The organism is Acidipila rosea (assembly GCF_004339725.1).
In the GTDB taxonomy this organism is placed as follows: domain Bacteria; phylum Acidobacteriota; class Terriglobia; order Terriglobales; family Acidobacteriaceae; genus Acidipila; species Acidipila rosea.
On the sequence record NZ_SMGK01000007.1, the window covers coordinates 48,191 to 74,680 of the forward strand.

The 26,490-nt window shown below is 57.9% G+C and carries 20 protein-coding genes; 6 read left to right on the forward strand and 14 right to left on the reverse strand.

Annotated elements, in window-relative coordinates:
- Positions 1–2: 2 nt before the first annotated feature.
- Genes C7378_RS16400 through C7378_RS16410 form a run of 3 tightly spaced genes read right to left on the reverse strand, consistent with a single transcriptional unit; the run spans position 3 to position 3,180 of the window.
- Entirely contained in the window at positions 3–866 is an 864-nt protein-coding gene (locus C7378_RS16400) for an IclR family transcriptional regulator (RefSeq protein ID WP_131999139.1), read from the reverse strand.
- A 2-nt stretch (positions 867–868) separates the two neighbouring features.
- On the reverse strand, positions 869–2,014 hold the full coding sequence (locus C7378_RS16405) for a CaiB/BaiF CoA transferase family protein (RefSeq protein ID WP_131999141.1): 1,146 nt from the start codon (positions 2,012–2,014) through the stop codon (positions 869–871).
- The gene (locus C7378_RS16410; RefSeq protein WP_207901459.1) at positions 2,011–3,180 is read right to left on the reverse strand and encodes an ABC transporter substrate-binding protein; all 1,170 of its coding nucleotides are present in this window, start codon (positions 3,178–3,180) and stop codon (positions 2,011–2,013) included. Before C7378_RS16410 ends, C7378_RS16405 begins: the two co-directional genes overlap by 4 nt.
- Positions 3,181–3,292: 112 nt before the next feature.
- On the opposite strand from C7378_RS16410, the gene C7378_RS16415 reads away from it, so the two are divergent.
- The 5 genes from C7378_RS16415 (at position 3,293) to C7378_RS16435 (ending at position 9,961) form a co-directional block, all read left to right on the forward strand.
- On the forward strand, positions 3,293–3,757 hold the full coding sequence (locus C7378_RS16415) for a MaoC family dehydratase (RefSeq protein WP_131999143.1): 465 nt from the start codon (positions 3,293–3,295) through the stop codon (positions 3,755–3,757).
- A gap of 47 nt (positions 3,758–3,804) precedes the next feature.
- Positions 3,805–5,379, forward strand: coding sequence for an alpha-L-fucosidase (locus tag C7378_RS16420; RefSeq protein WP_207901460.1), 1,575 nt, complete (start codon positions 3,805–3,807; stop codon positions 5,377–5,379).
- A gap of 93 nt (positions 5,380–5,472) precedes the next feature.
- A complete protein-coding gene (locus C7378_RS16425; protein ID WP_131999145.1) occupies positions 5,473–7,959 on the forward strand; it encodes an ABC transporter permease in 2,487 nt (828 codons plus the stop codon).
- An 87-nt stretch (positions 7,960–8,046) separates the two neighbouring features.
- Complete coding sequence (locus C7378_RS16430; protein ID WP_131999147.1) at positions 8,047–8,922, forward strand: acetyl-CoA carboxylase carboxyltransferase subunit alpha; 876 nt, start codon at positions 8,047–8,049, stop codon at positions 8,920–8,922.
- Between the two features lie 46 nt (positions 8,923–8,968).
- Positions 8,969–9,961 (forward strand): CPBP family intramembrane glutamic endopeptidase, encoded by a 993-nt coding sequence (locus C7378_RS16435; protein WP_131999149.1) that lies wholly within the window; start codon positions 8,969–8,971, stop codon positions 9,959–9,961.
- An 11-nt stretch (positions 9,962–9,972) separates the two neighbouring features.
- Here C7378_RS16435 and C7378_RS16440 read toward each other — a convergent pair whose 3' ends face one another.
- From C7378_RS16440 to C7378_RS16490, 11 genes are all read right to left on the reverse strand, one after another.
- Positions 9,973–11,691 carry an amidohydrolase gene (locus C7378_RS16440; protein ID WP_165876862.1) on the reverse strand — a complete coding sequence of 573 codons (1,719 nt, stop codon included), beginning with the start codon at positions 11,689–11,691 and terminating at the stop codon, positions 9,973–9,975.
- A gap of 83 nt (positions 11,692–11,774) precedes the next feature.
- On the reverse strand, positions 11,775–12,989 hold the full coding sequence (locus C7378_RS16445) for a M20/M25/M40 family metallo-hydrolase (protein ID WP_131999151.1): 1,215 nt from the start codon (positions 12,987–12,989) through the stop codon (positions 11,775–11,777).
- A 55-nt stretch (positions 12,990–13,044) separates the two neighbouring features.
- Complete coding sequence (locus tag C7378_RS16450) at positions 13,045–13,794, reverse strand: HoxN/HupN/NixA family nickel/cobalt transporter (protein WP_131999153.1); 750 nt, start codon at positions 13,792–13,794, stop codon at positions 13,045–13,047.
- Between the two features lie 117 nt (positions 13,795–13,911).
- Positions 13,912–14,433, reverse strand: a complete 522-nt coding sequence (locus C7378_RS16455; RefSeq protein ID WP_131999155.1) for a GNAT family N-acetyltransferase — start codon at positions 14,431–14,433, stop codon at positions 13,912–13,914.
- On the reverse strand, positions 14,420–15,886 hold the full coding sequence (argH, locus tag C7378_RS16460) for an argininosuccinate lyase (protein ID WP_131999157.1): 1,467 nt from the start codon (positions 15,884–15,886) through the stop codon (positions 14,420–14,422). The genes C7378_RS16455 and argH overlap by 14 nt, the downstream gene beginning before the upstream one ends.
- Positions 15,883–17,097, reverse strand: coding sequence for an argininosuccinate synthase (locus C7378_RS16465; RefSeq protein ID WP_131999159.1), 1,215 nt, complete (start codon positions 17,095–17,097; stop codon positions 15,883–15,885). The genes argH and C7378_RS16465 overlap by 4 nt, the downstream gene beginning before the upstream one ends.
- Before the next feature lie 39 nt (positions 17,098–17,136).
- Positions 17,137–18,135: an ornithine carbamoyltransferase gene (gene argF / locus C7378_RS16470; RefSeq protein ID WP_243648317.1), complete on the reverse strand. Its 999-nt coding sequence runs from the start codon at positions 18,133–18,135 to the stop codon at positions 17,137–17,139.
- A complete protein-coding gene (locus C7378_RS16475; protein WP_131999163.1) occupies positions 18,128–19,375 on the reverse strand; it encodes an acetylornithine transaminase in 1,248 nt (415 codons plus the stop codon). Before C7378_RS16475 ends, argF begins: the two co-directional genes overlap by 8 nt.
- Positions 19,372–20,154 carry an acetylglutamate kinase gene (argB, locus tag C7378_RS16480; protein WP_131999165.1) on the reverse strand — a complete coding sequence of 261 codons (783 nt, stop codon included), beginning with the start codon at positions 20,152–20,154 and terminating at the stop codon, positions 19,372–19,374. Before argB ends, C7378_RS16475 begins: the two co-directional genes overlap by 4 nt.
- Positions 20,151–21,197 (reverse strand): N-acetyl-gamma-glutamyl-phosphate reductase, encoded by a 1,047-nt coding sequence (gene argC, locus C7378_RS16485; RefSeq protein WP_131999167.1) that lies wholly within the window; start codon positions 21,195–21,197, stop codon positions 20,151–20,153. The genes argB and argC overlap by 4 nt, the downstream gene beginning before the upstream one ends.
- Before the next feature lie 2 nt (positions 21,198–21,199).
- Complete coding sequence (locus tag C7378_RS16490; protein WP_131999169.1) at positions 21,200–21,649, reverse strand: arginine repressor; 450 nt, start codon at positions 21,647–21,649, stop codon at positions 21,200–21,202.
- Positions 21,650–21,831: 182 nt separating this feature from the next.
- Here C7378_RS16490 and gltB point away from each other — a divergent pair, with 182 nt between their 5' ends.
- Positions 21,832–26,334 carry a glutamate synthase large subunit gene (gene gltB / locus C7378_RS16495; protein ID WP_131999171.1) on the forward strand — a complete coding sequence of 1,501 codons (4,503 nt, stop codon included), beginning with the start codon at positions 21,832–21,834 and terminating at the stop codon, positions 26,332–26,334.
- Positions 26,335–26,490: the final 156 nt, after the last annotated feature.

Below are 26,490 nucleotides of genomic sequence, written 5' to 3' on the forward strand. Positions count from 1 at the left end.
TCTCAACGACCAGCAGGACCTTTGGTCACGGTCGGGGTTAGACCGAGGGCCCTGGTTATTTGTTCCGCATAGCTTTGAATGGTGGGGATCAGTTTGCGCTCTTTGCCATCGTTTGCCGAACCGGGCAGGAATGGGACGCCCAGGGCGGCCACTATGCCCATTTCGGGATTGCCTACAAAGCAGGATGCATCCAGACCTGTTCGACGGGTGCTGGTAGCCAGCAGGTATCCCTCCTGACGGATGCGATGTAGCTCGGTAACAAGCGCGACTCGCTCTGTTCTGCGCATAGCTTTGTAGGTGGGATCGCCCGCCAGGAAGTATTTTTGCGCCGCAGGCTGAAGGAATGCAGTCAGCACGCGACCGGACGCGGTGCGTAGAGGTGGCACCCGATCGCCAACCTCCACAGAGAGGCGCACTGGTTCAGGGCTTTCCGCCTGTGCTATCACGACGAGCATGCTCCCGTTCAGCACACACAAGTGGCAGGACTCGCGGATCGCCTCTGCAAGCTCATACATCGGAATCAGCGCGGCTTTAAGTAGCTGATCGACTGGAGAGTGCGTATGCGCCAGTTCAAACAGCTTCAGCGTCAGGTGATAGGCCTCGGAAACAGGCTCGCGCGAGATATAGGCTCGTCTTTCCAGCGCGTCCAGCATGCGGAAGAGCTCGCTGGGAGTGCGTTGCAGGTTCCGTGCAAGGTCGGTAAGCGATTGCGGCATCTGAGCTGAGGCCAATGCTTCGAGGATATCGAGCCCCTTTTCCAGGGCCGGAACAAAGTACCTAGTTTCCTTGTTAGTCTTCATCGCTCCAAGTGTTGCATGAGGCAAGGCGTTGTGATCGACAGTTTCAAACGGTGCCGTAGCCTGCATTTTCACTTTATGCCGAACTCCTTATTAAGTCGCTCTGTATGCTCTCCTAGTCGTGGCGCGCCCCGAGGACTCTTCAGTAGCATCTCGTCGATACGGATTGGGCACCTCGTGGTGGTCATCACGATGTCCTCGCCACGGCTGACGGTCTGTAGCATGTCGAGATTCAAAAACGCCTCATGCTCCATCAACTGCGGCCAGGTGAAGATGTCGGCGCACCAATAGTCCGCGGGTTCAAGGCGACTGAGCCAGTGTCCGGTTGTCTCCAGCACGAGATGTTCAGCGAGCAGAGCCTTGATTTCGTCACGCTGATCAAAGGCTGCTTTCGGCTGCGTATATGCGATCAGCGCAGGGCATTCCAGAAGTTCCCCGAGCCGTGCAATTGAACCCATCGCAAGCGCCAGATAGCCGTCTTTGGTCTCGTATATGCCGTAGGGTGCGCCAAGGTAAGCGTGCGCATTGTTATGATGACTCCGCTGCGGCAGCTTGCCGCCATCGTTCAGATGGGTCGTGAGCACCTCGAACTGCAGATCGAGGACTGATTCCAGCAGGCTCACTTCAACCTTGCCGCCCTTGCCTGTAATCCCGCGCCGCACAAGACATGCCAGCACTCCCTGACAAAGATGCGCACCTGCATAAAGATCTGCGACTGCGAGGCCGAAGGGCACGGGCGGCTGGTTCGCATCGCCGTTGAGCCATGGTAAACCCGAAAGCGATTGCACCAGCAGGTCCTGCCCTGGCTTGCGGGCCCATGGACCGGTGCGTCCATAGCCACTGATCTCGCCGTAGACGAGTTCCGGACGCCGCATGCTCAGAGTGAGGTAATCGAGTCCAAGCTTTTCGATGACCCCAGGGCGAAAGTTATGGAGAAACACATCGGCATGGTCGATCAACTGGAGAACCGCAGCGCGTCCCGCTGGATCTTTAAGATCGGCACAAAAACTCTCCTTGTTTCGATTGATCGAGTGGAAGAGCGTGCTGTCACCATCGAGCGCCAGATTAGAGATGTAGAGTTCGCGACACAGGTCGCCGGTAGCCGGCTTCTCGACTTTAATCACGCGTGCGCCCAGATCCGCCAAGCGCAGGGATGCCGATGGCCCGGAGAGAAACTGGCTGAGATCGACAACAAGCAAACCATCCAGAGGCCTCATGCTGCTCCACCTCTGCGCGTTGGAAGCGCTTGTCTAAGCATTCTGTTCATCTCGTCTGCGACGTCCCTCTCTTCGCCGCCAGCGATAAGGTAGTGGTGAAGCAGTTCGGAGGCTTGCTGCTGAAATTGCAGGTAACCGTCGAAGCGCGGACGAAGCCATGCGCGGTCGAGCACCGGCAGAGTTCTCTCAAAGAAGCCATTCGAACGGCGATTCACCTCCTGATCGAGCCATGCAGTTCGATGACCCGGCTGGCCTCCTGAATCGAAATAGAGCGTGCGCTGGCACTGTCCGCTGGCTACGAATTGTGCATAGGCTGTTGCTGTGTCACGATGCGCGCAGTGGGCGGAAATTGCGAGCCCGGCGCCGCCCAATGTCGAACGCAGCGGCGCTCCGTTCATTCGGATCAACTCGCCTGCCTCTACTATGTGATCTGCGTACCCACGTCGGGAGTAGTTTGAATAGCCATAGGCAAAGGGGCAGTATGCCCAGCCATCCTCCGCTGCGAGTCGGTTCCAAACCTTGATGGGATTCGCCTCGTACCACTCCGGCCCGCATGCCAGCAGCAGTTCCCGCAACAACCTCATCGCTTCGGAACTCACTGGTGCAGCAGTTACCTGGCCCTCGACCGAAAAGGGGGCCTCGCCCAGCGCCAGACACAGCATGTAAAAGTTCATCAGGCTGTCGATAGCCAGACCTGGAAGGGCAACCACGCCTTGGCGCGCAAGATCGAGCAGATCTTCCCATGTCCGTGGGGCGCCGCCCGCCTGACGCAGCAGTTCGGGACGGCAAAGGCTAACCGGCGTGGCTGCGTCAATTGCGACCGCCCAGAGATGACCCTCATTGATATAGCTTTGATGGCTCGCGCCTACTGAGTTTTCTGCCTGATCCTTAAGGAAGTCAGATGGGAGGATTTCATCAAGAGGCAGCAGTATCCCTCCCTTGGCGGCGATGCCCGTGGAAGGATGGTCGATCACCAGCAGATCATACTTTTGTGCCAGGACATCCAGCGGTTCATCAGCAAAGGACTGCAGGGAACGGGTCTGCCACGAGATTCTCACATTAGGGTAAAGCTCTTCGAATCGTTGTGTCGTAGCCTGCATCGGAACGAGTCCGCGAGTATGTTTCCAGGTGATGCCGTGCAGTTCTACTTGAGATGAATTGATCATTGTGTGCGGCATGTACGGGTGCTATAGTTGACCGGCGTTGATTTTATCAGCAAAAAACAATTTTATGCACGGAGTACCTTGTAATTCGCAATAGAGGCCTGGTGCGTCCTGAATGAATATTCAAGAAATTTACTTCGAAGAGTATGGCGAGGGTCTGCAGCGCTCGACCATGGGCCGCACTATCACAGAAGCGGACATTGTGATCCATGCAGGCCAGACGGGGGACTTTTATCCTCACCATATGGATGAAGCCTGGTGCCGGACGCAGCCTTTTGGACGCAGGATTGCGCACGGCACCCTGATCCTCAGCATCGCCGCAGGTATGACGGCTGGGGATATCAACCCCCGGGCCATATCGTATGGATACGACCGAGTACGTTTTATTCGGCCGGTATTTTTGGGCGACACCATTCGGGTTACGGCAACTATTCGCGAGAAGCGGGAGGACAAGAAGCGGCCCACACATGGAATTGTGGTGGAGATGCTGGAGGTTCTGAACCAGGAACAGAAGCTTGTGCTTGCCGCTGAGCATCTTTATCTGGTTGATCGCAAGACGCCAGTTGCGAGTGTGATCTGATGTTGGCTATACGAATAACAGAGCAAAAGGGACGTTCCGGTGCGGCGATGGCGATATTACTTGCCGTTTTCACCGTGGGTAGCGGCTTTGCCCAGGAGCATAAATATGCTGCCGCTGAGGCGCGACAAGCAGCGATGGTGATGAGTATCGATGAGGCGGGGCCGTTTCATTCGAACTGGAATTCGCTGGGAGCCTATCAGATACCAGACTGGTTTCGAGACGCGAAGTTCGGCATCTTCATCCACTGGGGAGTTTATTCCGTTCCCGCGTATGGAAACGAATGGTACCCGCGCAATATGTATATCGAGGGTTCGCCAACCTATCAGCATCAGATCGCGGAACACGGCCCGGAATCGAAGTTTGGGTATAAGGACTTTATTCCGATGTTTCGCGGCGAGCGATTCGATGCGGGACGCTGGGTAGATCTGTTCGCGCGCGCCGGGGCAAAGTATATCGTTCCCGTTGCCGAGCATTGCGATGGTTTTCCGATGTACGACTCGGGGTTTACGTCGTGGGATGCAGCAAAGATGGGCCCAAGGCGGGATGTAGTGGGGGAGTTGGAGCGTGCCTCCCGCGCACGCGGGCTGCGCTTCGGCGTCTCTTCCCACCGTGCTGAGCACTGGTGGTGGTATGACGGGGGCACGCGTTTCGACTCGGACGTGCGCGACCCTCGCTATGCTGGCCTCTATGGTCCGGCACAGCCGCAGACAATGCCCGGTGAGCCGGTATCCTCTAAGGAGCCGGATCCGGATCATCTGGAGCGTTGGCTGCCCCCCGACAAGGCATTTCTGACGGACTGGCTGGCCCGCAGTACGGAATTAGTGGACAAGTATCACCCGGACTTTTTCTATTTCGACTGGTGGATAAGCCAGCCGGCGTTCCAGCCATATCTGAAGAAATTTACAGCTTACTACTACAATCGTGCGGCGCAGCGAAAGCAGGGAGTGGTGCTGACTTATAAAGAACATGCACTGCCGGAAAATGCCGCGGTACTCGACATCGAGCGCGGGAAGCTTGATGCGGTGCGCCTGCTCGCTTGGCAGACCGACACTTCAGTAAGTGTGAAGTCCTGGGGATATGTCAGGGGAGACACCTATCGAGATTCCGCGTCGCTGATCGACGAACTGGTCGACATCGTAAGCAAGAACGGTAACCTATTATTGAACGTAGGCCCACACGCGGATGGCACCATTCCAGTAGAAGCGCGCAAGGTGCTTTTGGAAATGGGGGCGTGGCTGAAGGTCAATGGGGAGGCTATCTATGGCAGCCGGCCATGGCTGGTCTATGGCGAAGGCCCGACCAAGGTGCCGGGCACGGGCAAGATGGGTACAGACCAGCAAAACTTCACCGGGGCTGACATTCGGTATACCACCCACAAAGGTAGCCTCTACGCCATAGCTCTTGGCCGACCGCAGAACGGCAAATTGTTGTTGCGTTCGCTCATGAAGAGCACACCTTATATTGTCGGCCCGGTGTGCAGCGTTCAATTGCTGGGCAGCGCGCAGGCAGTGCGCTGGAGCCAGGGTACAGATGGACTTTCGATCACGATGCCCAATGACTCGCCAGAGGAGGCGGCCTATACCTTTAGAATTCGCACGGCAGCGGCAGGAAGTTGTATATAAAAGGGCATACCGAACAACCGCTGATCTTGCCTGGGGTTGATGCGAAAATCGTGCTAACGTGGGAGAACTCCATTGCTCGCGAGGGACTGACCCGTGGAAGCCCTGCTCACGAACCTGCTTAGCGACCTTCGCTACTCGACTCGCCAACTGATCAAGACCCCTGCCTTTACCCTTACCGCTCTTATCACGCTGGCGCTCGGTATCGGTGTGAATGCGGCGATGTTTTCCGTGATCGACCAGGTTCTGTTGCGGCCGCTGCCATATGAGAGGGCGGACCGTATCGTTGAGGTTGGAGGCCAGTCTCAGACAGGCAGAAGTCTTGATGCTGTTTCGTGGCCAGATGTTCGCGACTGGCGAGCCCGTAGCCATGCCTTCCAGCAGATCGGCTTCTACGCCATTCAGTTCGAGACCATGGGCGAGAAGGATAGCGCAAAGCTAGTGCCTGAGCCGCTTGTGAGCGTCAACTTCTTCGATATTTTCGGCGTACAGCCTATGCTTGGCCGCGGGTTTACTGCAGATGACATCAAGCCAGGCAGAAGCAATGTGATCGTGCTCGGCTACTCAGTGTGGAAGAGTGCTTACCACGGAGATCCAAATATTGTCGGGCAGACGGTGAAGATCAATGGCGATCCTCATCAGGTGATCGGCGTGATGCCGCAGTCATTTGTATTTCCAGCGGACATCGGCGACGAAAGCTTTGCCCCGCTGCCGCTCGACGATGCAGAGATGCAGAAGCGTGATAATGCCGGTCTCGAGGTGGTAGGACTGTTGCGACCAGGCGTGTCGATCGAGCAGGCGCGGAATGAGATCAACTCAATTCATCGGCAGTTGCTGCATGAATACCCCAAGGATGAGAGTAAAGACCCGCTCAAGGTGGAGACCTATCGTGATTTTGCCACCGATCGATTCCGGCCGGCACTGTATGCGCTCAGCTTCGCGGTCGTTGCTGTCTGGCTGATCGCATGCGCCAATGTTGCCGGGCTTATGCTGACGCGAGCCAGCAGCCGCAGGCGCGAGATCGCCATTCGCGGCGCTCTTGGTGCGCCGAGGGGCAGGCTGCTGCAGCAGTTTCTTACGGAAAGCATGCTGTTGGCGATGGGTGGCGGAGCTATCGGCCTGTTGCTCGCGGTGGGCGCTCTGCGGGTGTTGAAGCATTATCTCGCACACCAGGTATTCTATGGTGATCACGTCCAGATCAACGTTCCCGTGCTGCTGTTCCTGCTGTTTGTTTCCTGCTTATCCGCGCTGCTCTTTGGCCTCATTCCCGGCTGGGAGGCAGCCAACCTGCCGGCGCAGGAAGGACTGCGCGACGGCAGCGCCTCTGCCGGAACTGGAAAGGGACAGGCGCGTCTGCGCGATGCATTCGTCATTGGAGAGGTGGCTCTGACGCTTGCTCTGCTGATCGCGGCGGGTCTGATGATGCAGACGCTGTTCAGGCTGCGACACACCAGTCTTGGATTTGTGCCGGAGCACGTAGTGACCGGCTCAATCTACCTACCAACCCATGGTGTCTGGTTTACGCAAAAGGCTAATGAAAATGGGCCAACCATCATGCAGGCGCTCTACCAGCCGATGGTGGACAAGCTGCGAAACACACCCGGCATCGAATCTGCCGGTTTAACTACGGTTCGTCCGATGATGCCGAACTGGAGTTTCAGTGCAGGCATCGTGGTTAAGGGAAGACCTAAGCCGGACCACGGCGATGAGATGAACGCTGCCGTTCGAGCCGCGGATGCAGGCTACTTTAAGACCTTTGGGGTGAGGTTACTGCGCGGGCGCATGTTCGATGGTGAAGACACTGTGAGTTCGCCCGTCAGTCTGATCGTCAACCAGGCACTGGTGAAGAGAGTATTTCCCAATGAAGAGCCGCTCGGTAAACAGATACAGATCTCCGATAGCGGGCCGCGGGAGTGGGCAACGATCGTCGGTGTCGCTGAAGACGTCCATCAACAAACAGCCGGAGCCGCGCCTCTTCCCGAGGTTGATATCAACCTGAACCAGCTGACGCCTAAGGACGATATGTATGTGATCGTAACCAGTTTCCTGATGAACGTAGGGGTCCGCACAAGATTGCCAGACGCTGTGGCAGAAGCTGCGATCCGCAATGCCGTTCACCAATTAGAGCCCGATGCGGCGATCGACAACCTCGAGTCAATGCAGCAGGTCATCGACGATTCCCTTGGTAGCCAGACATTGACGGCCCGGCTGCTGGGGCTCTTTGGATTTGCGGCACTCCTGATTGCCGCCGCTGGAATCTACGGATTGCTGGCCTACTCGGTCAGCCAGCGAACTCGTGAACTGGGACTGCGCCTGGCGCTGGGGGCGCAACGTGGCGATGTGCAGTGGCTGGTGATGCGTCACGCACTTTGGCTGCTAGGAACTGGGGCGGCTCTCGGCATAGGGGTGGCGCTGCTGGCTAGCCGTGCCATGCGGGCATTCCTTTACGGCTTTCACGGCTTTGACGTGTTCACGATTGCCGCTGTTGTCGCTGTGCTTGGCCTGTGTGGCCTGCTGGCCAGCTATATCCCTGCGCGACGTGCTTCGCTTATCGATCCGATGGAGGCACTGCGGAGTGAGTAATCTAACCCTCCGCGGGGGCGAATTGGTGATTTTATGCAGCCCATTTGTATCCCTCCTGCTCAATCCATACAATCGTGAAAGAGCGTTATGACCCAGCAAGCAGCTAAAGTCGAGCAAACGGGGACAGGAACACCAGAGCAGGTAAGGGCAGCAGCAGAGCCAGTGCTGCCACGCTGGCAGAAGACGGAGCTGGCGCGCCACCCTCAGCGGCCCGACCCTATGGCATTCATCGAAAGCATTTTCACGGACTTCAGCGAAATTCACGGTGACCGCGCCTTTGGCGATGACCCGGCAATGTCGTGCGGATTTGCCCGTTTTCAAGGCCAGGAAGTAATGGTGATCGGCAATGTGAAGGGCCGGACCACCAAGGAGAAGGTCTTTCGCAAGTTCGGCATGCCCGACCCTGAAGGCTATCGCAAGGCACTGAGGGTGATGAAGATTGCGGAAAAGTTCAACCGGCCCGTTTTCACGTTTATAGACCTCATGGGTGCGAACCCTGGTCTGGGAGCGGAAGAACGCGGACAGGCTGAAGCTATTGCCCGTAATCTGCGGGAGATGTCGCGGCTGCGGGTGCCTACGATCGCCACGATCACCGGGGAAGGCGGCTCCGGCGGCGCGCTGGCGCTGGCTGTTGCCGACCGGGTGCTGATGCTGGAGACGGCCATCTACTCCGTGATTTCGCCGGAGGCCTGTGCCTCGATCATGTGGCGCGATGCCTCAAAGCGCGCGCTTGCCGCGCAGGCGCTCAAGGCGACAGCAGAGGATGTCAAGGCACTGGCATGCGTCGATGACGTTGTACCGGAGCCGGGCGCTGGAGCCCATACTGCTCCGGAAGAGGCATCACGGTTGCTCTCGGAAAAGCTGGCATGGCACCTGAGCGAGTTGAAGGCGCTGCCGGTCGAGGAACTCCTGGCCCGGCGCTACGATAAATTCCGCAACATCGCGCAGTTCTATACCGCTTGATGAAACACATTCCAAGCTCCAATTCGGTGCCCACCGGGGCGTCACGATGAACTCATTTGAGCGCGTACGAGCGCTGGGATGGTTCTTCATCGCGATGTTCTATTTTATTTTTGCCCAGATCGTTGCCGACCACGCAGCGAATGGGCTTAGCTCCGGCGACAGTTTTGAGCTGGTCAGCCGCCTTATCCTGCTTTTTCTGCTCCTGGTCGGCTACGCGGCTATGGGCTATGCGGGGCAGCGGCAGCGTGAGCCCATCAAGCAGATGGGGCTTATGCGACGGCCAGGCTGGGGCAGGGAGTTTGCCCTTGGGGCGGCTCTCGGTTGGGGAGGCATTCTTGCCTGCCTTATCCCAATTGTCTTTTTCGGCGGCCTGGTCGTCACCGTCTGGACAAGCCCGCACCAGTTGCTCTTGTTGCTGGTTGATCTTGCGGTCCTGGCAGTTGCGGCGTTAACGGAAGAGATTGCCTTTCGCGGCTATCCTTTTCAGCGATTGATTGAAGCTCTTGGGCCTACCTTGGCGACGCTGGTGATGATGAGCATCTTCGCGCTCATTCACTTGCGCAATCCGGGAGCATCCGGCGCCAGCACACTTACAACGGCGCTTTTCGGGTTGGTGCTGGCGGTGGCTTATCTGCGTACCCGCGCGCTTTGGCTGGGGTGGGGACTGCATTTTGCATGGAATGCCAGCATGGGTATTCTGTTCGGGTTACCCATCAGCGGACTGACAACTTTCTCTCCGGTAGTATCGTCGAACGCCTCCGGACCAATATGGATAACCGGTGGCAACTATGGGCTGGAGGGAAGTGCGACGGCTGTGCTCGTGCTGCTCGTGCTCATCATTCTGCTCGTAAAGGTTACCCGGGATTACGCCTACAAATATAACCAGCCGGTGATTGTTGCTGGTGGTATTCCGGTTGACATCGACGCTGCTGCACGGCGGCAGCACGAAGCCGCAATGGGTACGACAGCGACAGCGCCTGCACTGGTGCAGATAGCGCAGGCTCCTCCTGTTCCAGGGGAAACCAGAAAGCTCGAATAAAGCGCGAAGCGCTATTTCCCGGACGTGTAAACCGTCCTGCCTCCGACCACTGTTCGGAGAACCTGCGTTTTGAGTATTTGAGGCGCAGGGATATGCGTCAGATCGCGATCAAGCACGATGAAGTCAGCGACATACCCTGGCGCAAGCTTTCCCTTCCATCGCTCGGCAAACTCCGCATAAGCTGAACCCTGGGTATAGGCATAAAGGGTCTGCCAGATGGTCAGCTTTTGTTCGGGGTGAAAGGTCATAGTCCCCGCATCGTTCATGCGTGTCACTGCAGAGTAGACGCCGCGAAAGGGCGTGATGGGCTCTACGGGATAGTCCGTACCGAAGGCCAGCGGAACCCCGGCATCGAGGAAGCTCTTCCATGCATAGGCATACTTTGACCGTTCAGCCCCTAGGCGAGCTGAGGCCCAGTTCATGTCTGTAAGCAGATGATTCGGCTGCATCGAAGCAATGACGCCAAGTTGTTTGTAACGCGCAAAGTCGCCTGGCGAAACAACCTGGCTGTGTTCGATGCGATTGCGAAAACCAGTTGGGGTGGCGCTGGTCTGGCGATAGCTCTTGCGAGTTATGGTGAAACGCAGCGGGGCATGGCTCTGTGCGGCGGCGAATGCATTGAGCGCCATGTCGACCGCACGGTCGCCAATCGCATGGAAACCCATCTGAAAACCTGCCTGCTCCCGCGCGATGGCCATCTGGTTTAACTGTTGCTGCTCATAGCGCGGGAGGCCGGAGTTAGTAGGATCATCGGAGTAGGGCGCGATCATGGCAGCGGTGCGCGAGCCGAGCGACCCATCCATGAAGCCTTTCAGCATGGTCGTACGCAGCATGCGGTCATTCGCCGGGTGAGCAGCCCGATGCGCCTTGAGGGTATCTATAGCATCATCAAAGGCAAGCCACTCGCTGATGCGAAGAGGCAGCCTGCCCTCGCGCTCCATCTGCTCATAGATGGGAAAGTAGGCCCATGCAGTATTGTCCTGCACGGTTGTCACTCCGTGTGAGATTGCATCGGCTATGGCCAGTTCCACACCTTTGCGCATCTCTGCGGCGGTCGGTGGGGGAATGTGCTGTTCGACGAGTTGCCGTGCGGGTGTCTCCCGCAGAATTCCAGTGGGCTCGCCGTCGCGGCCGTGATCGATCTTTCCACCGTGCGGGTCGGCAGTGTTGCGGGTAATGCCTCCTGCGGCAAGGGCTGCCGAGTTGGCGACGGCAATATGGCCATCTACACGACTGAAAATGGCCGGATGCCCGGCAGTCACTTTGTCGAGATCGTAGCGTGTTGGCAGAGTCTTCGAAGGCCACAAGGTATGATCCCAGCCCCCGCCCGTCAGCCACGCTCCCGCCGGGGCAAGGCTGGCAGCAGCGGCGATGCGCTGCTCCATCTCTGTGAGGGAGCTGGCTCCGATCAGATTGACAGAAAGCTTGATATGTCCGGCTTCGCCCATGTGAGTGTGCGCGTCATTGAAGCCAGGCATGGCGAAATGCCCGCCGAGATCGACGAGCTGCGTGTGGGGACCCTTGAATCGGGATTCAATGCTGGTATCCGTTCCAGCCCCGATCACATAGCCGTGCGCTACGGCGATGGCAGAGACGCGCTCGGCATGTGGTCCGTCGAGATTTTCGCCGGTGAGGATGTTGCCGTGAAGGTAGATTGTGTCGGCCGTCTGCGCAGGCAGGGAAGAGGCAGTGGGGCAGATGGCCAAGGCGAGCAGCATGCGGGTAAGCATCACGCAGCGAGTGTATCAAGCAGACGCTTGCAAGTACCTTGTAACCATAATCTGCGGCCCCCGTGATATTCAGCGGACAGGCTTCAGTAGCCAGCCATCATCAGCAGGAGAAGCAGCGCCCGGCGAAGCCCCAGTTCGCGGCCGTGCGCATCGTACCACTCGGCGCGAGTATGGATGCCGCCGCCCTCGCCACCTGCACCTATGCTCACCGCCGGTACGGCCAGAGAGAGGGGGATATTTGCGTCTGTTGAGGCCACGCGCATTTCAGAGCGGATACCCAGATGCCTATCAACCGCCTCAATTGCATGATGGAGCGACGATTCCTTAGCCAGGGAACCTGCCGGTCGATCGCCGATGATCTCAATCGTATAAGTGAGGGGGAAGGAGCTCTTCCTGTTTGCTTCAATCACCGAGTCTTCGACCGCACGGTAAAGTTCCACCTCAAGGCGGATGATCTGCTCGGGGGCGGTGGAGCGCACGTCGAAGCGGGCCGCCGCCTGTTCAGGAATAGAATTGACTGCGCTCCCTCCCTCGATGGTCCCCACATTGAGCGTGGTGCGCGGCGTGCCGCTCAGATCGAGCTTGCTCAGGCGCGTGATGACACGGCTAAGGACGACAATGGGATTCGGGCGCGCGGCATCCGTCCATGAGTGACCGCCTGACCCGGTAAGGGTAACAAGATAGCGGCGGCTGCCAAGCGCCTGAGTCACGGCAACCTCATGACCTGCGCCATCGAGCACCAGATGCGAGCCGATAGTCGTGCGCCACATCTTTTGGTTGTAGATATGGCGAATCCCGCGCAGGTTTCCCTCTCCCTCTTCGCCAACGTTGCCAACGAAAAGAATATTGTGCTCAGGTTCTATGCCGGCATGCCTCAGGGAATGAAGGATGGCGATCATTCCGACGATGCCTGCACCGTTATCACAGGCGCCTGGAGCGTATAACCGAGTTCCTGCGATGCGCGGAGCAATTGGGGTGTCGGGCGGAAAGACAGTATCGATATGCGCTGAGATCAGTACTGTACTCTGTCTATGCTCTGCGCCGGGATAGACTCCGAGGCAGTTTCCCTCTTCATCAATGCTGGCGCCCTGCAGGCCGGCGGCCTGGAAAAACTTCAGAAGCCAGTTTGCGCGCGTGTGTTCGTGAAAGGGCGGAGCAGGTACCGCAACAAGCTCTTCTTGCCAACCCATGATCTGCTGCTGATGGAGATGCAACCAGCCGAAGGCTTCATGCACGCTCCGCTGAGAAGCGATGGCGGAGAGGCGGGAATAGGCAGACGGCGATGTGGTGGCGGCCATGAAATTCAAGGGTAGCACTAGAGCTTTGCGTTCATAGGTGGCGGAGCAGACCTCCTCAGCCACCCAAGGATGGCAGCCTGCCGCTCGCTCCGAAAAGGAAGATGACTCCAATGGCCAGGCTGTAAACAGCGCCTGCCAGGGCCACCCAGCGATAGAGCTGTGGGCGACGCTGCCCAGCCTGAAAAATGCCACCCAGTGAGGCTGTCATGAGCGAATTCATCGCGATCAGACCGACGGCGAAGCAGAGCAGCCCAAGCAATCCAAGCCCCGTGCCTCCGAGACTTGCGGCCAGCAGGAAGAGCATCAACTGCGAGGGCGTTTCGGCCCCAATTCCATGCAGCACACCTATGCCAAAGACCGACGTACTGCTGTAGGTCCAGGCAAAAGGCGCAGGCGCGGGGGTGTCTGGCTGAAAGACGCGCTGTACCCGCCATTTCGCTCGCTGAAAGCCGGAGATCGCGAGAGCCCAGCGGCTTCGCATTGCAAGATGGGAGTGGTCGCGATGCCGCGATATATTTGCCACTACGGCGATGCCAAGAACGATGAGCGTTGCGCCAATAAGTCTTTCTGTCCAGGCATCCAGTCGGGCAGGGAGTGGCAGGTGCAGCATAATTACCGCTGCACCCATAAGTACCACTGTGAGTGCGTGGCCGAGCGCATAGGTTATACCCAGACGCATCCCGCTCTTCCATGAGCGCTCGACCGCGGTGATATCAGAGATTGCCGCAAGGTGGTCGTAGTCGAAGCCGTGGCGCAGGCCCAGCAGCGCGCAGGAGGCAAGTGCGAGTTCAATCTTCCAGTTCATTGCTGTGAGCCCGTCAGATGCAGTGTAGCCGAATCGAGCTTGTGTACAGAAATGTCAGAAGTCCCGGGAAGGACGTGAGCAGAAAGGAGTCTGCCGAACGGGCGGCACACTCCTTCGCTATCCCGTAAGTCTAACCAACTGCTCCGCCTCGATCCTGGGGCCCAGGATCGAGACTTTTGGTACCAGACCACGGGCCATGGCGACTTCGTCGCAGCGATAGAGCCGCGGACAGTTCTGGCAGTCCTTGTAGATCTTGTCTGGCAGTGCGACCTTGTCTTCCACCACACGAAAACCATAGCGAAAAAAGAAGTCGGGAATGCGGGTGAAGAGACAAACGCACCCGACACCGTGATCGTCGGCCTCTTCAAGCAGAGCGTTCAGCAACTTTGCGCCGGCGCCCTGACCTTTCGCCTCCGGCTTAACCACTATGGAGCGCACTTCTGCAAGGTGCGGCCCGTAGAGGTGAAGCGCGCCGCAGCCAAGAAATACTCCCGAATCTGACTCGGCTACCGTGAAGTCGCGGATGTTCTCGCATATCTCCGCGAATACCCGCCGCAGCAGCGTGCCATCATGCGAGAGGCTATTTACCAGTTCATAGATGTTAGTCGCATCCTGGAGTCGAGCCTTACGTACCAGCATGGGCAGCCTCCGGTGTGCCTATATCTGGTAAACCCAGATCGACTTTGCCGCGTGCATTGACGAGTTCGCTGATGCGCTGCTCGGCGGAGCGTAAACCTTCCGCTACGCGCCTGCGTGCTGTGCCGCCGATGACGTCATGGCAGTCAAGAGTTGCTTCAAGTGAGATCGCGGTGAAGAAGTCCGTGTCAAACTCCGTCCCGAACTGCTGGAGTTCTTCAAGGGCGAGGCCGTCAAGTTCACACCCTTTATCGAGTGCATAGCGGACTGCATTGCCTATTTTCTCGTGTGCCTTGCGAAAGGGAACTCCCTTATGGACGAGATAGGTGGCTGCGGCCATCGCATTGAGAAAGCCACTTTGACTTGCAGATTTCATGCGATCAGTTCTCAAGATAAGCGCGTGCGTAAACTTTGCCAGCAGGAAGAGCATCTGGTGCGTGACGAGCGTTGCCTGAAAGACGGGCTCCTGCGTCTCCTGCATATCTTTATTGTAGGCAAGCGGCAGTCCCTTGAGGAGCAAGGTGACGGTCTCCGCCGAACCATGAATGCGTCCCACCTTGGCTCGAACCAACTCCGTCAGGTCCGGATTCTTCTTCTGCGGCATAGCGCTTGAGCCCGTGGAATATGCCTCCGGCAGATCGACGAAGCCGAACTCGGCGCTCGCATACAGGGTGATCTCTTCGGCGAAGCGGCTTGCGTGCAGTGCAATCTGGGTGAGCGCCTGCAGATATTCAAGCAGAAAATCGCGATCACTGGTCGCATCCATGCTGTTGGAGGTGGGCGCTGCGAATCCCAGCGCCTGTGCGGTAATACTGCGGTCGAGAGCAAGAGTCGCGCCAGCAACAGCGCCTGAGCCCAGCGGGCAAAAATTAAGCCGTCGGGTTACATCCTCCAGCCGCGATGCGTCCCTTAGCAACATCTCTACATAGGCGAGCAGCCAATGCGAGACCAGCACCGGCTCGGCTCTCTGCAGGTGTGTGTAGGATGGCATCACCGCGTCGCCCGCGACCTTGGCCTGGTTGAGCAGCATCTGTGCCCAGGCTCCGAGGTGCGCTTGCAACATCTGCGCTCGTGAGCGCACAAAAAGGCGCAGGTCAGTCGCGATCTGCTCATTACGACTCCGGCCCGTGTGGAGTTTGAAGCCGAGATCGCCGACCGTGGCGACCAATTGCAACTCGACGAAGTGATGGATATCCTCCGCTTCTGAATTGCTGACCACCCACTGCGGTCCTGAGCCATCAGGTGCATGAAAGCGCGCCGCGATCAGATCGAGGGCATTGTGTATCTTTTCGCGCTCCTCTGCGTTAAGTATCCCGGCTGCTTCGAGTGCCAGAGCGTGCGCTTTACTGGCAGCTGTCTCCTCAGAGAGTAGCTGCCAATCGAACTGAAGTGAACGCTGCCAGTGGTCAAAGAGCGGGTCGAGTGGGTCGCGAAAACGACCTGACCACATCTTCACTTTACGGCCTCTTTCTGCTTCTGCAGCAACCGGGCGCGGGTGCGTGCAGGCAGGCCGAGAATCTGAATGAAACCCTTGGCATCCTTCTGATCGTAGCTGTCGCCCATAGTGAACGAGCTGAGGTCGTTGGAGTAGAGCGAGAAGTCGCTTGTCCTGCCCTTAATGCCGATGTTCCCTTTATAGAGCGAGAGTGTAACCGTTCCGGTTACATTCTGCTGCGTGTTTTCGACAAAAGCATCCAGAGCTTCCCGCATAGGGGTAAACCAGAGGCCGTTGTAGACAATATCCGCATAGCGCAGCGCGACGTGCTGCTTATAGTGCGATACTTCGCGATCGAGAGTAAGCGCCTCGAGTTCGCGGTGTGCGGCGACGATCAGAGTTCCGCCCGGGGTCTCATAGCAGCCGCGCGATTTCATCCCGACGAAGCGATTCTCTACGAGGTCGATGCGCCCGATCGCATTGCGCGCGCCGATTTCGTTCAGCAGTTCAACCAGTTGCACCGGTTCGAGCTTCATGCCTCCAACAGAGACAGGAACGCCGTGTTCAAAACCGATTACTACTGTCTCTTCGCGATCAGGAGCTTCCTGAGGGCTGCGCGTCATGGTCCATGTGGTTGCGAGCGGTGCGTTATTCGCGTCCTCGAGTTCACCACCTTCGTGGCTCACATGCCAGAGGTTGCGATCGCGGGAGTGGATCTTTTCCCTGCTTGCAGTGACCGAGATTCCGTGTGCCTCTGCATAGTCAAGGCAGTCTTCCCGTGACTTTAGCGTCCACTCGCGCCATGGGGCGATCACCTTGAGTTCAGGAGCGAGGGCCTGGTACGCATGTTCAAAGCGAACCTGGTCATTTCCTTTGCCTGTGCAGCCATGAGCCACTGCCTCGGCACCCTCTTCGAGCGCTACCTCTACCTGGTGCTTCGCGATCACAGGTCGAGCAATGGAGGTCCCAAGCAGATATTTGTTCTCGTATACAGCGCCAGCTTTGACGGTAGGGAAGACGAAGTCGCGTACAAACTCATCGCGCAGATCGCGCACCACGACCTGCTTGGCGCCAGTTTTGTAAGCTTTCTCGACGACGGCGTCGAGTTCTTCTCCCTGACCTACGTCCGCGACCATGGCAATCACGTCAAGGCCATAGTTTTCATTGAGCCACGGAATGATGATCGATGTATCGAGACCGCCGGAATATGCAAGAACAACTTTCTTCGACATGAAACAACTCCTGAATAGCTGAGAATCGGTTATTAGAAATTAAGCGTGCGTCGGACTTTTCTTGAGGGAGGCGCCACCAAGCAGCATCAGCATCAGTGCCTTTTGCGCGTGCATGCGATTCTCGGCCTGTTCGAAAACTACCGACTGCGGACCATCGAGCACTGCGTCGGTCACCTCGGCATTGCGGTGTGCGGGCAGGCAGTGCATGAAGACAGCAGATGGCGAGGCGTGTGCCATTAGTGTCTCGTTGACCTGGTAGGGCTTGAAGATGGGGGCGCGCTTGGTCGCTTCGTGCTCAAAACCCATGCTGGTGCAGACATCTGTGTAGACTGCATCGGCCCCAGCCACTGCAGCGACCGGGTCATTGACCAGCGTGATGTGGCTGCCGGTTTCATTGCCGATGGCGCGTGCCTGAGCCACGATATCTGCTTTGGGTGCATAGTTCTTCGGCGTTCCGACGGTGAAGTGCATGCCAAGCTGGGCGGCGGTCAACATCAAGGAATGGCATACATTATTCCCATCCCCGACATAGGTAAAGTGAAGTCCCTTCACATTTCCAAAACGTTCCTGCACCGTCATGCAGTCTGCCAGGGCCTGACACGGGTGCTCAAGATCGCTAAGAGCATTAATTACCGGGATGCTGGCGTATTGCGCCATTTCAGTAATGGTTTCATGCGCGTAGGTGCGTAGGACGAGTACCGAACTCCAGCGCTCAAGGTTGCGCGCCATGTCTGCCAGCGACTCACGCTCGCCAAGCGGGGACTGGGTCTGATCTACAAAAATTGCGTTGCCGCCGAGCGTGTTGATCGCTGTCTCGAAGGTGAGACGGGTGCGCAACGAGGCCTTCTCAAAAAACATCACCATCTGCTTGGCGTCAAGCGCATGACGGTATGCTGCCGGGTTTGCCTTGACCGCATGGGCGAGTTCAAGGATAGCCGCGGTTTCAGCGCTGGTGAGATCTGCGATGGAACAGAGATCGCGACCTGTAAGTGAATCGGCAGGGGAGATATCGTTCAGGACGTATGCCTTGCTAGCCAATGGTGTGTCCTCCAGGTGTGTGAGAGTGGCCAGCAGTTTGTGCAGGTCCTGACTCGGTAAGAATCTCATTCAGCGCTGCGACAGCTTCGTCTACATGCGCAGTAGTAAGGATGAACGGCGGCAGGAAGCGCAGCACCGTCTCGCTGGTGCGGTTGATGAGTATGCGACGTTTCATCATCTCTGCAGCTGCGTGTTTTGCCAATTCTGCAGATTCGAGTTCGATAGCAAGCATCAGCCCTTTGCCGCGAACCTCCGTAATGGCAGGGTGGTTCGTCTGCAACTGCTCAAGCGCGTTATGGAAATATGCCCCGGTTGTGGTTACATGCTCCAGCAGTTGTCCACGCTCGATGGTGTCAATAACAGCAAGGGCCACAGCACAGCTGAGAGGGCCACCGCCAAACGTAGTGCCATGCATCCCAGGATGGATGGCTGCCGCCGCTTCCTCCGTGCAGAGCATCGCGCCTAACGGCAATCCGCCTGCGAGGGGTTTCGCGATGGTAGTGACATCGGGCTGGATTCCATAGTGCTGATAAGCAAACCACTTGCCTGTGCGGCCCAGGCCAGCTTGTATCTCATCGGCAACGAGCAGTGCACCGGTGGATCGGGTGAGCTCGCGCGCGGCCTGCATGAACTCTTGCGAGACTGGACGAATTCCGCCTTCACCCTGGATTGCTTCAATAAGAACAGCGCAGACTTCGGTTGAGAATTTCGCTTTCAGATCCGCGATATCGTCAAAGCGAACGAATTCAACCCCGGGCATAACGGGCGCGAAGGGTTCACGGTATTTTTCTTTGTGGGTGGTTGCAACCGAGCCCATCGTGCGTCCGTGAAAGCTATGTTCGAGCGCAAGAAACTTTGTGCCGAGGCCCTTTGTCCGTGCGTAGGCACGCGCGAGCTTCAGCGCTGCTTCCCACGCTTCCGTTCCGGAATTAGAGAAGAAAGCGCGATCCATTCCACTCATCTCGGTCAGACGCATGGCGAGCTCGGCCTGCCCCTCGTGGAAGTAGAGGTTGGAGATATGAATCAGCTTGCGCGACTGGTCGGCGATAGCCTGTTCAATGGCAGGATGTCCGTAGCCGAGGGCATTGACGCCGATGCCGCTGAGCAGGTCAAGATAACGATTGCCACTCTCATCAATCAGATGTACGCCCTCTCCGCGCACGAATAGCACAGGATTGCGTTCATAAGTCGAGAGCAGCAGCTTCGACTCTGCGGCGCGAATGGTATCGAGTTTCGTCATGCGACGAGCACCTCCGTTCCTTGAATCACTTTCGAATTGCAGAGGTCGGGCAGCAGTGCGGCTGCATCGGCCGGTAGAATGCGCACGCGTTTGACGCCATGCAGCAACGCCTCGCGGCACGCACTGAGCTTGGGCAGCATGCCGCCACTGATGACTGCATCTTTTGTCAGTCCAGCGATTTGCGTGACGCTTAGCCAGCGCATCACTTCTCCGTCTGCACCACGGACTCCCGGTACATCGGTCAGAAAGACCAGTGCGTCCGCCTTGCAGCAGGTAGCACATGCCGCGGCCATTTCATCAGCATTGATGTTGTAGTACTCGCCGTCAAAGCCAAGCGCGAGGCTGGACAGCACAGGTACAGAGCCCATTTGCCAGATTGCGTGAAGCCAGCGAGGGTCCGATGAAACGATCTCTCCGACAAATCCAAGGTCAGGTGCAGTGCGCTTCTTGCGCGCGCGAAAGACCAGTCCATCGCCGCCAGACAGCCCTACGGCAGACTGGCCATGCGAGCCAAGTGCGCCAACCAGGAATTTATTTACCTGGCCGCCCAGCACCATCAGTGCCGTATCGCGCGTCTCGGCGTCGGTGATCCGCAAGCCACCGACAAATTCGCTGACCTTGCCGAGCTGCTTCAGCGTTCTTGTCAGCTGCACGCCTCCGCCATGCACCACAGCCACCTGGTTGCCGTTCTTAACCATCTCGGCAATTGCCTTTGCGCAGCTATGAAGCAGTGCGGGATTTTCGAGGGTCGCTCCTCCGAGCTTGACGACAAATTTCATTCGAGCCCCTCCGATTCCTTCCATCCTTCGCTTACATTCAGGTTCTGCACCGCCTGGCCGGCAGCGCCTTTGAGCAAATTATCGAGGCAGGAAACGATCACGCATCGTCGCCCGTCCTGCGCCAGCTGAAAGCCGATATCGCAGTAGTTCGTTCGCACAGAGTGCTGTATCTGTGGCAGCTCGCCCCGCGCGTAGAGACGCACCATAGGACTAGATGCATAGAACTCCCCGAAGATCTTCGCGACGCTTTCCGGCGTCTGTGCCTGGCGGAAAGATACATAAATTGTCGACAGAATTCCCCGCGGTATCGGCAGCAGATGCGGTGTGAAGATGATCTGCTCTGATGCGATGCCCAGCTGTTCCAGCAGCTCGCCTGTGTGCCTGTGGCCGAAGACAGCGTACGCTGATAAATTGTCTGCCGCGTACATGAAGTGAGTCTTCGCCGTCGGAGCTTTGCCGGCTCCGGATACGCCGGATTTGGAATCGCAGACGATGCCGCGTTCCAGGTCAACCAGCCCTGCGGAGGTTAAAGGCTTGAGGGCCAGGATGGCTGATGTTGCATAGCAGCCTGGATTGGCAATTAATTGCGCATCGCGAATCGCTTCGCGGTGCAGCTCGGGCATTCCATAGACGCTCTTTGCCTGAACCTCCGCCGCGAGAGCTGAGTCCTGATCGGCGAATTTATACACGGCGCGGTTGCCTTCATCGTTGAGCCGCCACGCACCACTTAAATCGATAACGCGGATGCCCTGAGCCAACGCCTGGGGCGCCCACTCGCGGGACTGCTCATGCGGGGTTGCGAGGAAGAGAACCTCAATACCGCTGGATTGCAGCAACTCCCACGAAAACGGCTCAATTTGCAGCGATGCGGATCCGGTGCTGTCGCGCAGTTGCGGGTGTAACGCTGTAAGGCGGGCCGGCTCTCTGCCAAGAAAGAGGGGCCTCGTTCCCGCAAGGCGCGGATGATGCAAAAGCAGCCTTGCCAGTTCTGCGCCTGCGTAGCCTGTCACTCCCATGAGCGCAATGTGTGGTGTCTTTTTCATCTTCAACCAATCATCTCTTCAAGGCGGTCGCGCAATTGCGCTGCCTGCTTCTGGTCAGGGCAAATAATCAGTACCGTGTCATCACCGGCGATGGTGCCGACTACCTCCGGCAGATCTTCGTGATCCATGGCTGCTGCAACGGGCTGTGCCCCTCCGAGAGTTGTGATCAGTACGAGCTGGTTCTGCGCCTGCTTCACCTTAAGGCCAAAGCCGCTGAGCACTTCGGCAAGGGTGGGCTGATCGTCATCTTCCTCATCCCGGCCATTGCCGTTGGGGAGAGCATACCCATTTGGGCCTTTATACAGGCGGAGCTCGTGAATATCGCGGGAGAGCGTCGCCTGAGTCACATCGAAACCGCGGCGGATCAACTTGCGGCGCAGCTCATCCTGACTGGTTACAGCAATTGTTGCCACCAGGTTGCGAATTGCGCTGTGCCGTTCTGTCTTGCTCATCTCTTGAACTCTATAAGCCAGAAAAACGCGGCCTGGAGGCCGCGCCCTCAATGCATAAAAATACAATACAATGTATAAATATGCAGAGCGCATTTGTCAACTTCCGGGAGCGCTCAAAAATTTCTTGCCATCTCACATTAATTTTTCGCCGCAGTTGCCGGCGTTGAGGAATATAGTTAGTCATGGGCCGCATAACTTTTTCTAATTCGCCGGTTTCTCCGGCTTGCGATCGTGTCTCTCAAAGCACCCCTGCGGGGAGCTCTTCACGCCATACTCTTATTGACCCGCGATTTGAACATGACTCCTGCGGTGTAGGGTTTGTTGCGACGCTTGAAAACAAGCCATCCCATGACATCTTGGCCAAGGCGCTAACGGCGCTGGCACGGCTGGAGCATCGCGGCGCGGTTGCCGCGGACGGCAAATCGAGCGACGGAATTGGAATCAGCACTGCCATTCCCCGCGAGCTGCTCCTTTCTTCTGCGGAAATTACGCTTGAAGACGAAAAGCCGCTGGCAGTCGGCGTGGTGTTTTTTCCGGTCGGAACCGGCAGTGAAGCCGCACAGCATGAGCTCGAGCGGGCGCTGGAGGCGCAGGCTCTTGAGGTGCTCGCATGGCGCGAAGTCCCTACGCGAACGGAGATACTCGGCGAGCTGGCGCTGGCCACACTGCCGGAGATCCGCCATGTGCTGATCACGACCCAGGATAGTGCAAAACTTGAGCGGCGCCTTTATCTCGCGCGCAAGCAGTTTGAGCGCAGCGGGGCAGCGGGCTATGTATGTTCGCTTTCGTCGCGGACCATGGTTTACAAGGCCATGTGCGCAGGCCGCTTGCTGGCGGATTTCTATCCTGATCTTGCTGATCCTCGGTTTATTACTCCCTATGCTGTCTTCCACCAGCGTTATGCGACGAATGTTGCGCCTTCCTGGGATCGGGCCCAGCCCTTCCGGTTGCTGGCCCACAACGGAGAAATCAATACCGTATGGGGCAATCGTGCCCGGATGGACGCCCGCGCAGCAACGCTTCCCGAAGAACTGAAGCCTGTCTTCACGCCGGATGGCTCAGACTCCACTAGTCTGGATGAAACACTGGAGCTGCTCTCCCATAATGGCCGTACCATTGCCGAGGCCGTGCGCATGCTGCTGCCTCCCGCACAGGATCGGCGGCAGTCCGCATTTTTCTCATACAACGAAGATTGCATTGAGCCATGGGATGGGCCTGCGGCGCTGGCTTTCACCGACGGACGGTTGATCGGCGCTGCACTGGACAGGAATGGTCTGCGGCCCTGTCGCTTCTTCGTGACAGAGGACAGGCTTGTAGTCGTCGGCTCTGAAGCCGGGCTGGTTGACCTGGACCCGGAAAAGGTAGTGCACAGTGGACGGCTCGGTCCTGGGCAAATGCTCGTAGCCGATCTGATCGATCATGTGCTCTATGAGAATGACGAACTTCTGGAGATTTTCGATAAGGCTGCCCCGCAGTATGAGGCTTTGCTGGAAGACACGACTCTCGATCCTTCCACTCCGGTTGAGTCCCTTGATTCGGCTGAGTTGATGAGGCTCCAGCTTGGCTTCGGCTACAGCCGCGAAGACGTAAAAATGATTCTGCAGCCGATGGCCGCCGATGGCAAAGACGCAGTCTGGTCAATGGGCGATGACACTCCGCTCGCGCCTCTCGCCCGCACGCCTCGTCCGGTGTATGCCTACTTCCGCCAGCGCTTCGCCCAGGTTACGAATCCACCCATTGATTCTCTCCGCGAGGCGTGCGTGATTCAGCTTCATACGCGCCTAGGTCCTTGGCCACATATCCTCGACAAACGGGCTCACCTGCCGGGCCTCTCTCTCTCTTCGCCGCTGCTGTCTCTCGGCCAGATGGAGGCGCTGCGCACCCGGCATCATGGCCTCATCGACAATCTGCCACTGGCTGTTCTTGAGTGTGTTTTCAATCCAGCATGCACTCTCGAAACGGCGCTCACCGATCTTGCTGCCAAGGCGATCGAACTCGTTCGTGGTGGAGCGGCTATTCTGCTGCTGACGGATCGCGTCTGTGGCCCGCAGGCTATCCCCGTGCCGATGGCTCTGGCGATCGGGGCAGTGCACCAGGCACTGATCCGCGCAGGCGAACGCACACGTGCCGGTCTTGCCGTGGAAGCCGGCGACTGCCGCGATCTGCACCACGCAGCCGTGCTGCTCGGTATGGGCGCGGGCGCTGTATGTCCCTGGCTTGCGCTCGAAACGGCGCGCAGTATAAATCCAGAGTCAGGGGAAGCAAACCTGCTGCACGCCTTTGACGCGGGTCTCGCAAAGATCATGTCAAAGATGGGCATTTCGGCCGTGGACAGCTACCGTAGCGCCCATCTCTTTGACTCGATCGGTCTGAGCGAGCAGGTGATAGACCGGTGCTTCTACGGCACACCTGCCCCTCTGGGCGGAGTAGGCTTCGCTGAGCTGGAGATCGGTGTCCGTGAAACCTGGCTCGGCAGTCAGGGGAATGGTGATGCACCTCAGGCGCCGGGCGGCCAGGTGGCATCGGTCGCTGTGGCTAAAGATCTGCCCGACTATGGATGGGTACGCTTTCGCAAGGCAGACAAAGCCGAACCGCACTCCTGGCAGCCGCAGACGGTAAGGATGCTGCAGACTGTTGTCGGCACGGCCCGTGGCGCTGCGGTCGCAGCAGCCGTCACAGAGCCCGGACAGGCATGGGCAGCCTTCAGCACGCAGGCTACAGAGAAGCAGCCAGCCACGCTGCGGGATCTGCTCGAGTTCAGACCGGCAGGGGCGCCGCTGGCGCTGGAACAGGTTGAGCCTGCTGAGGATATTTATCCGCGCTATATCGCAAGCGCTATGTCGTTGGGGTCGCTGAGCCCGGAAGCACATCAGACGATTACTGCAGCGATGAACATGCTGGGCGCCCGCTCAAACACAGGGGAGGGAGGCGAGGATCCGGCGGTCTATGATCCCAACGGTGAGCTGATGCTCAACGGCTCACTCGTGCCCGCTAAGCTGCTCAATAACAAGATCAAGCAGGTCGCCTCGGGAAGATTTGGCGTTACCGCCGCCTATCTAATGAATGCTGAGGAGATCGAGATCAAAGTCGCGCAGGGCTCCAAGCCTGGCGAAGGTGGTCAGCTCCCCGGTCACAAGGTGACTGAGTTGATCGCGCGTCTACGCCACTCCCAGCCTGGTGTTTCTCTCATCAGCCCGCCGCCACACCACGATATCTACTCCATCGAGGACCTGGCCCAGCTCATCCACGACTTGAAGCGGGTAAACCCCAAGGCTGCTATCGGAGTAAAGCTCGTCTCAGAGTGCGGAGTGGGAACGGTTGCTGCCGGCGTGGCTAAGGCCTATGCCGACTACATCGTAATCGCAGGGCATAATGGCGGTACGGGTGCTTCGCCGCTGTCCAGTATTAAATATGCGGGAAACCCGTGGGAGATCGGCCTGGCTGAAGCTCAGCAGGTGCTCCTGGCCAACGGCCTGCGCGGAAGGGTCCGTCTGCGCACTGACGGTGGACTGCGAACTGCCCGTGACATTCTCTTCGCCGCGATGCTTGGTGCGGATGAATTCGCTTTTGGTACATCGGTACTCGTAGCCCTGGGCTGCGACATGGCGCGGCAATGTCACCTGAATACGTGCCCGACTGGGATTGCGACACAGCGACCTGATCTTCGAGCGAAATTCCGCGGCAGGCCTGAACATGTTGTCAAGTTCTTTGAGGAACTGACGCGTGACCTGCAGGCGCTGCTGGCTAAGCTGGGTCTTTCATCTCTTAATGCTGCGATCGGCCGTACTGATCTGCTTGAGCAGCTACGCCATGAAGGAGGTCTCGATCTGAAGCCGCTACTGGCGGCGCCGACCAAGGGGGAAATCCGCTGGCAGGGAAGGCGCAATGCCCGACCGTATGAGCACGCACCGATGGATGACGCGTGGGTCAACGCGGCTCTGGCGGCTTATAAGGCAGGTAAGCCTTTCGAGCTCTCAAGCCCTGTTACCAACGAAGATCGCACCCTCGGCGCACGGCTTGCTGGGGAACTGGCGATGTTGCAGGCTCGCGGCATTAAATCGGACGCTACCTTGACTTTTCGGCTCACCGGCGTTGCCGGTCAGTCTTTCGGCGCGTTCGCCACTCAAGGCATGAAGCTCGTTCTCGAGGGGTTAGCGAATGACTTCGTCGGCAAGGGTCTTTGCGGCGGCGAACTTATCCTGCGTGGCCAGGGCCGTGCGGCTCTCGAAAGCGAGCAGCACGTCATTCTCGGTAACGTAGCACTTTACGGTGCAACGAGCGGCGCGCTCTACGCTGCGGGCCGGGCGGGGGAACGCTTTGCGGTTCGTAACTCAGGTGCGCTCGCGATTGTCGAAGGTATCGGTGACCACGGCTGCGAATATATGACCGGGGGGCTTGCGGTTGTCCTAGGGCCAACCGGCATGAACTTTGGAGCAGGCATGACAGGAGGTCTTGCCTGGGTCTTTGATCATGACGGGCACTTCATGCAGCGGGAGCGCTATCATACCGGCTTCTTGATGCCCGAGCGGTATGCTGATCTCGACGACGAAGCCCGGCAGAGTATCCGCGAACTGGTTATGCTTCATGCTGAAAAGACAGCCAGTACACGCGCCCGCTGGCTTCTTGCAGAATGGGACACGCTGGCGCAGCAGTTCATTCGTCTGACTCCCAAGCCGCAGTCTTAAACAAGCCAGGCTGCTTTTATCGGGGCGCTTTGAGCTTTCGCTCAGGGCGCCCATCGTTGTCATTGCTCCTACTTTCTCCAGGATTGAGGGGCTATTCTTCTGCTGCTAAAAATTGAATTGATCTTTCTCCCCCATTAGCAACTCTGCCGTACACTT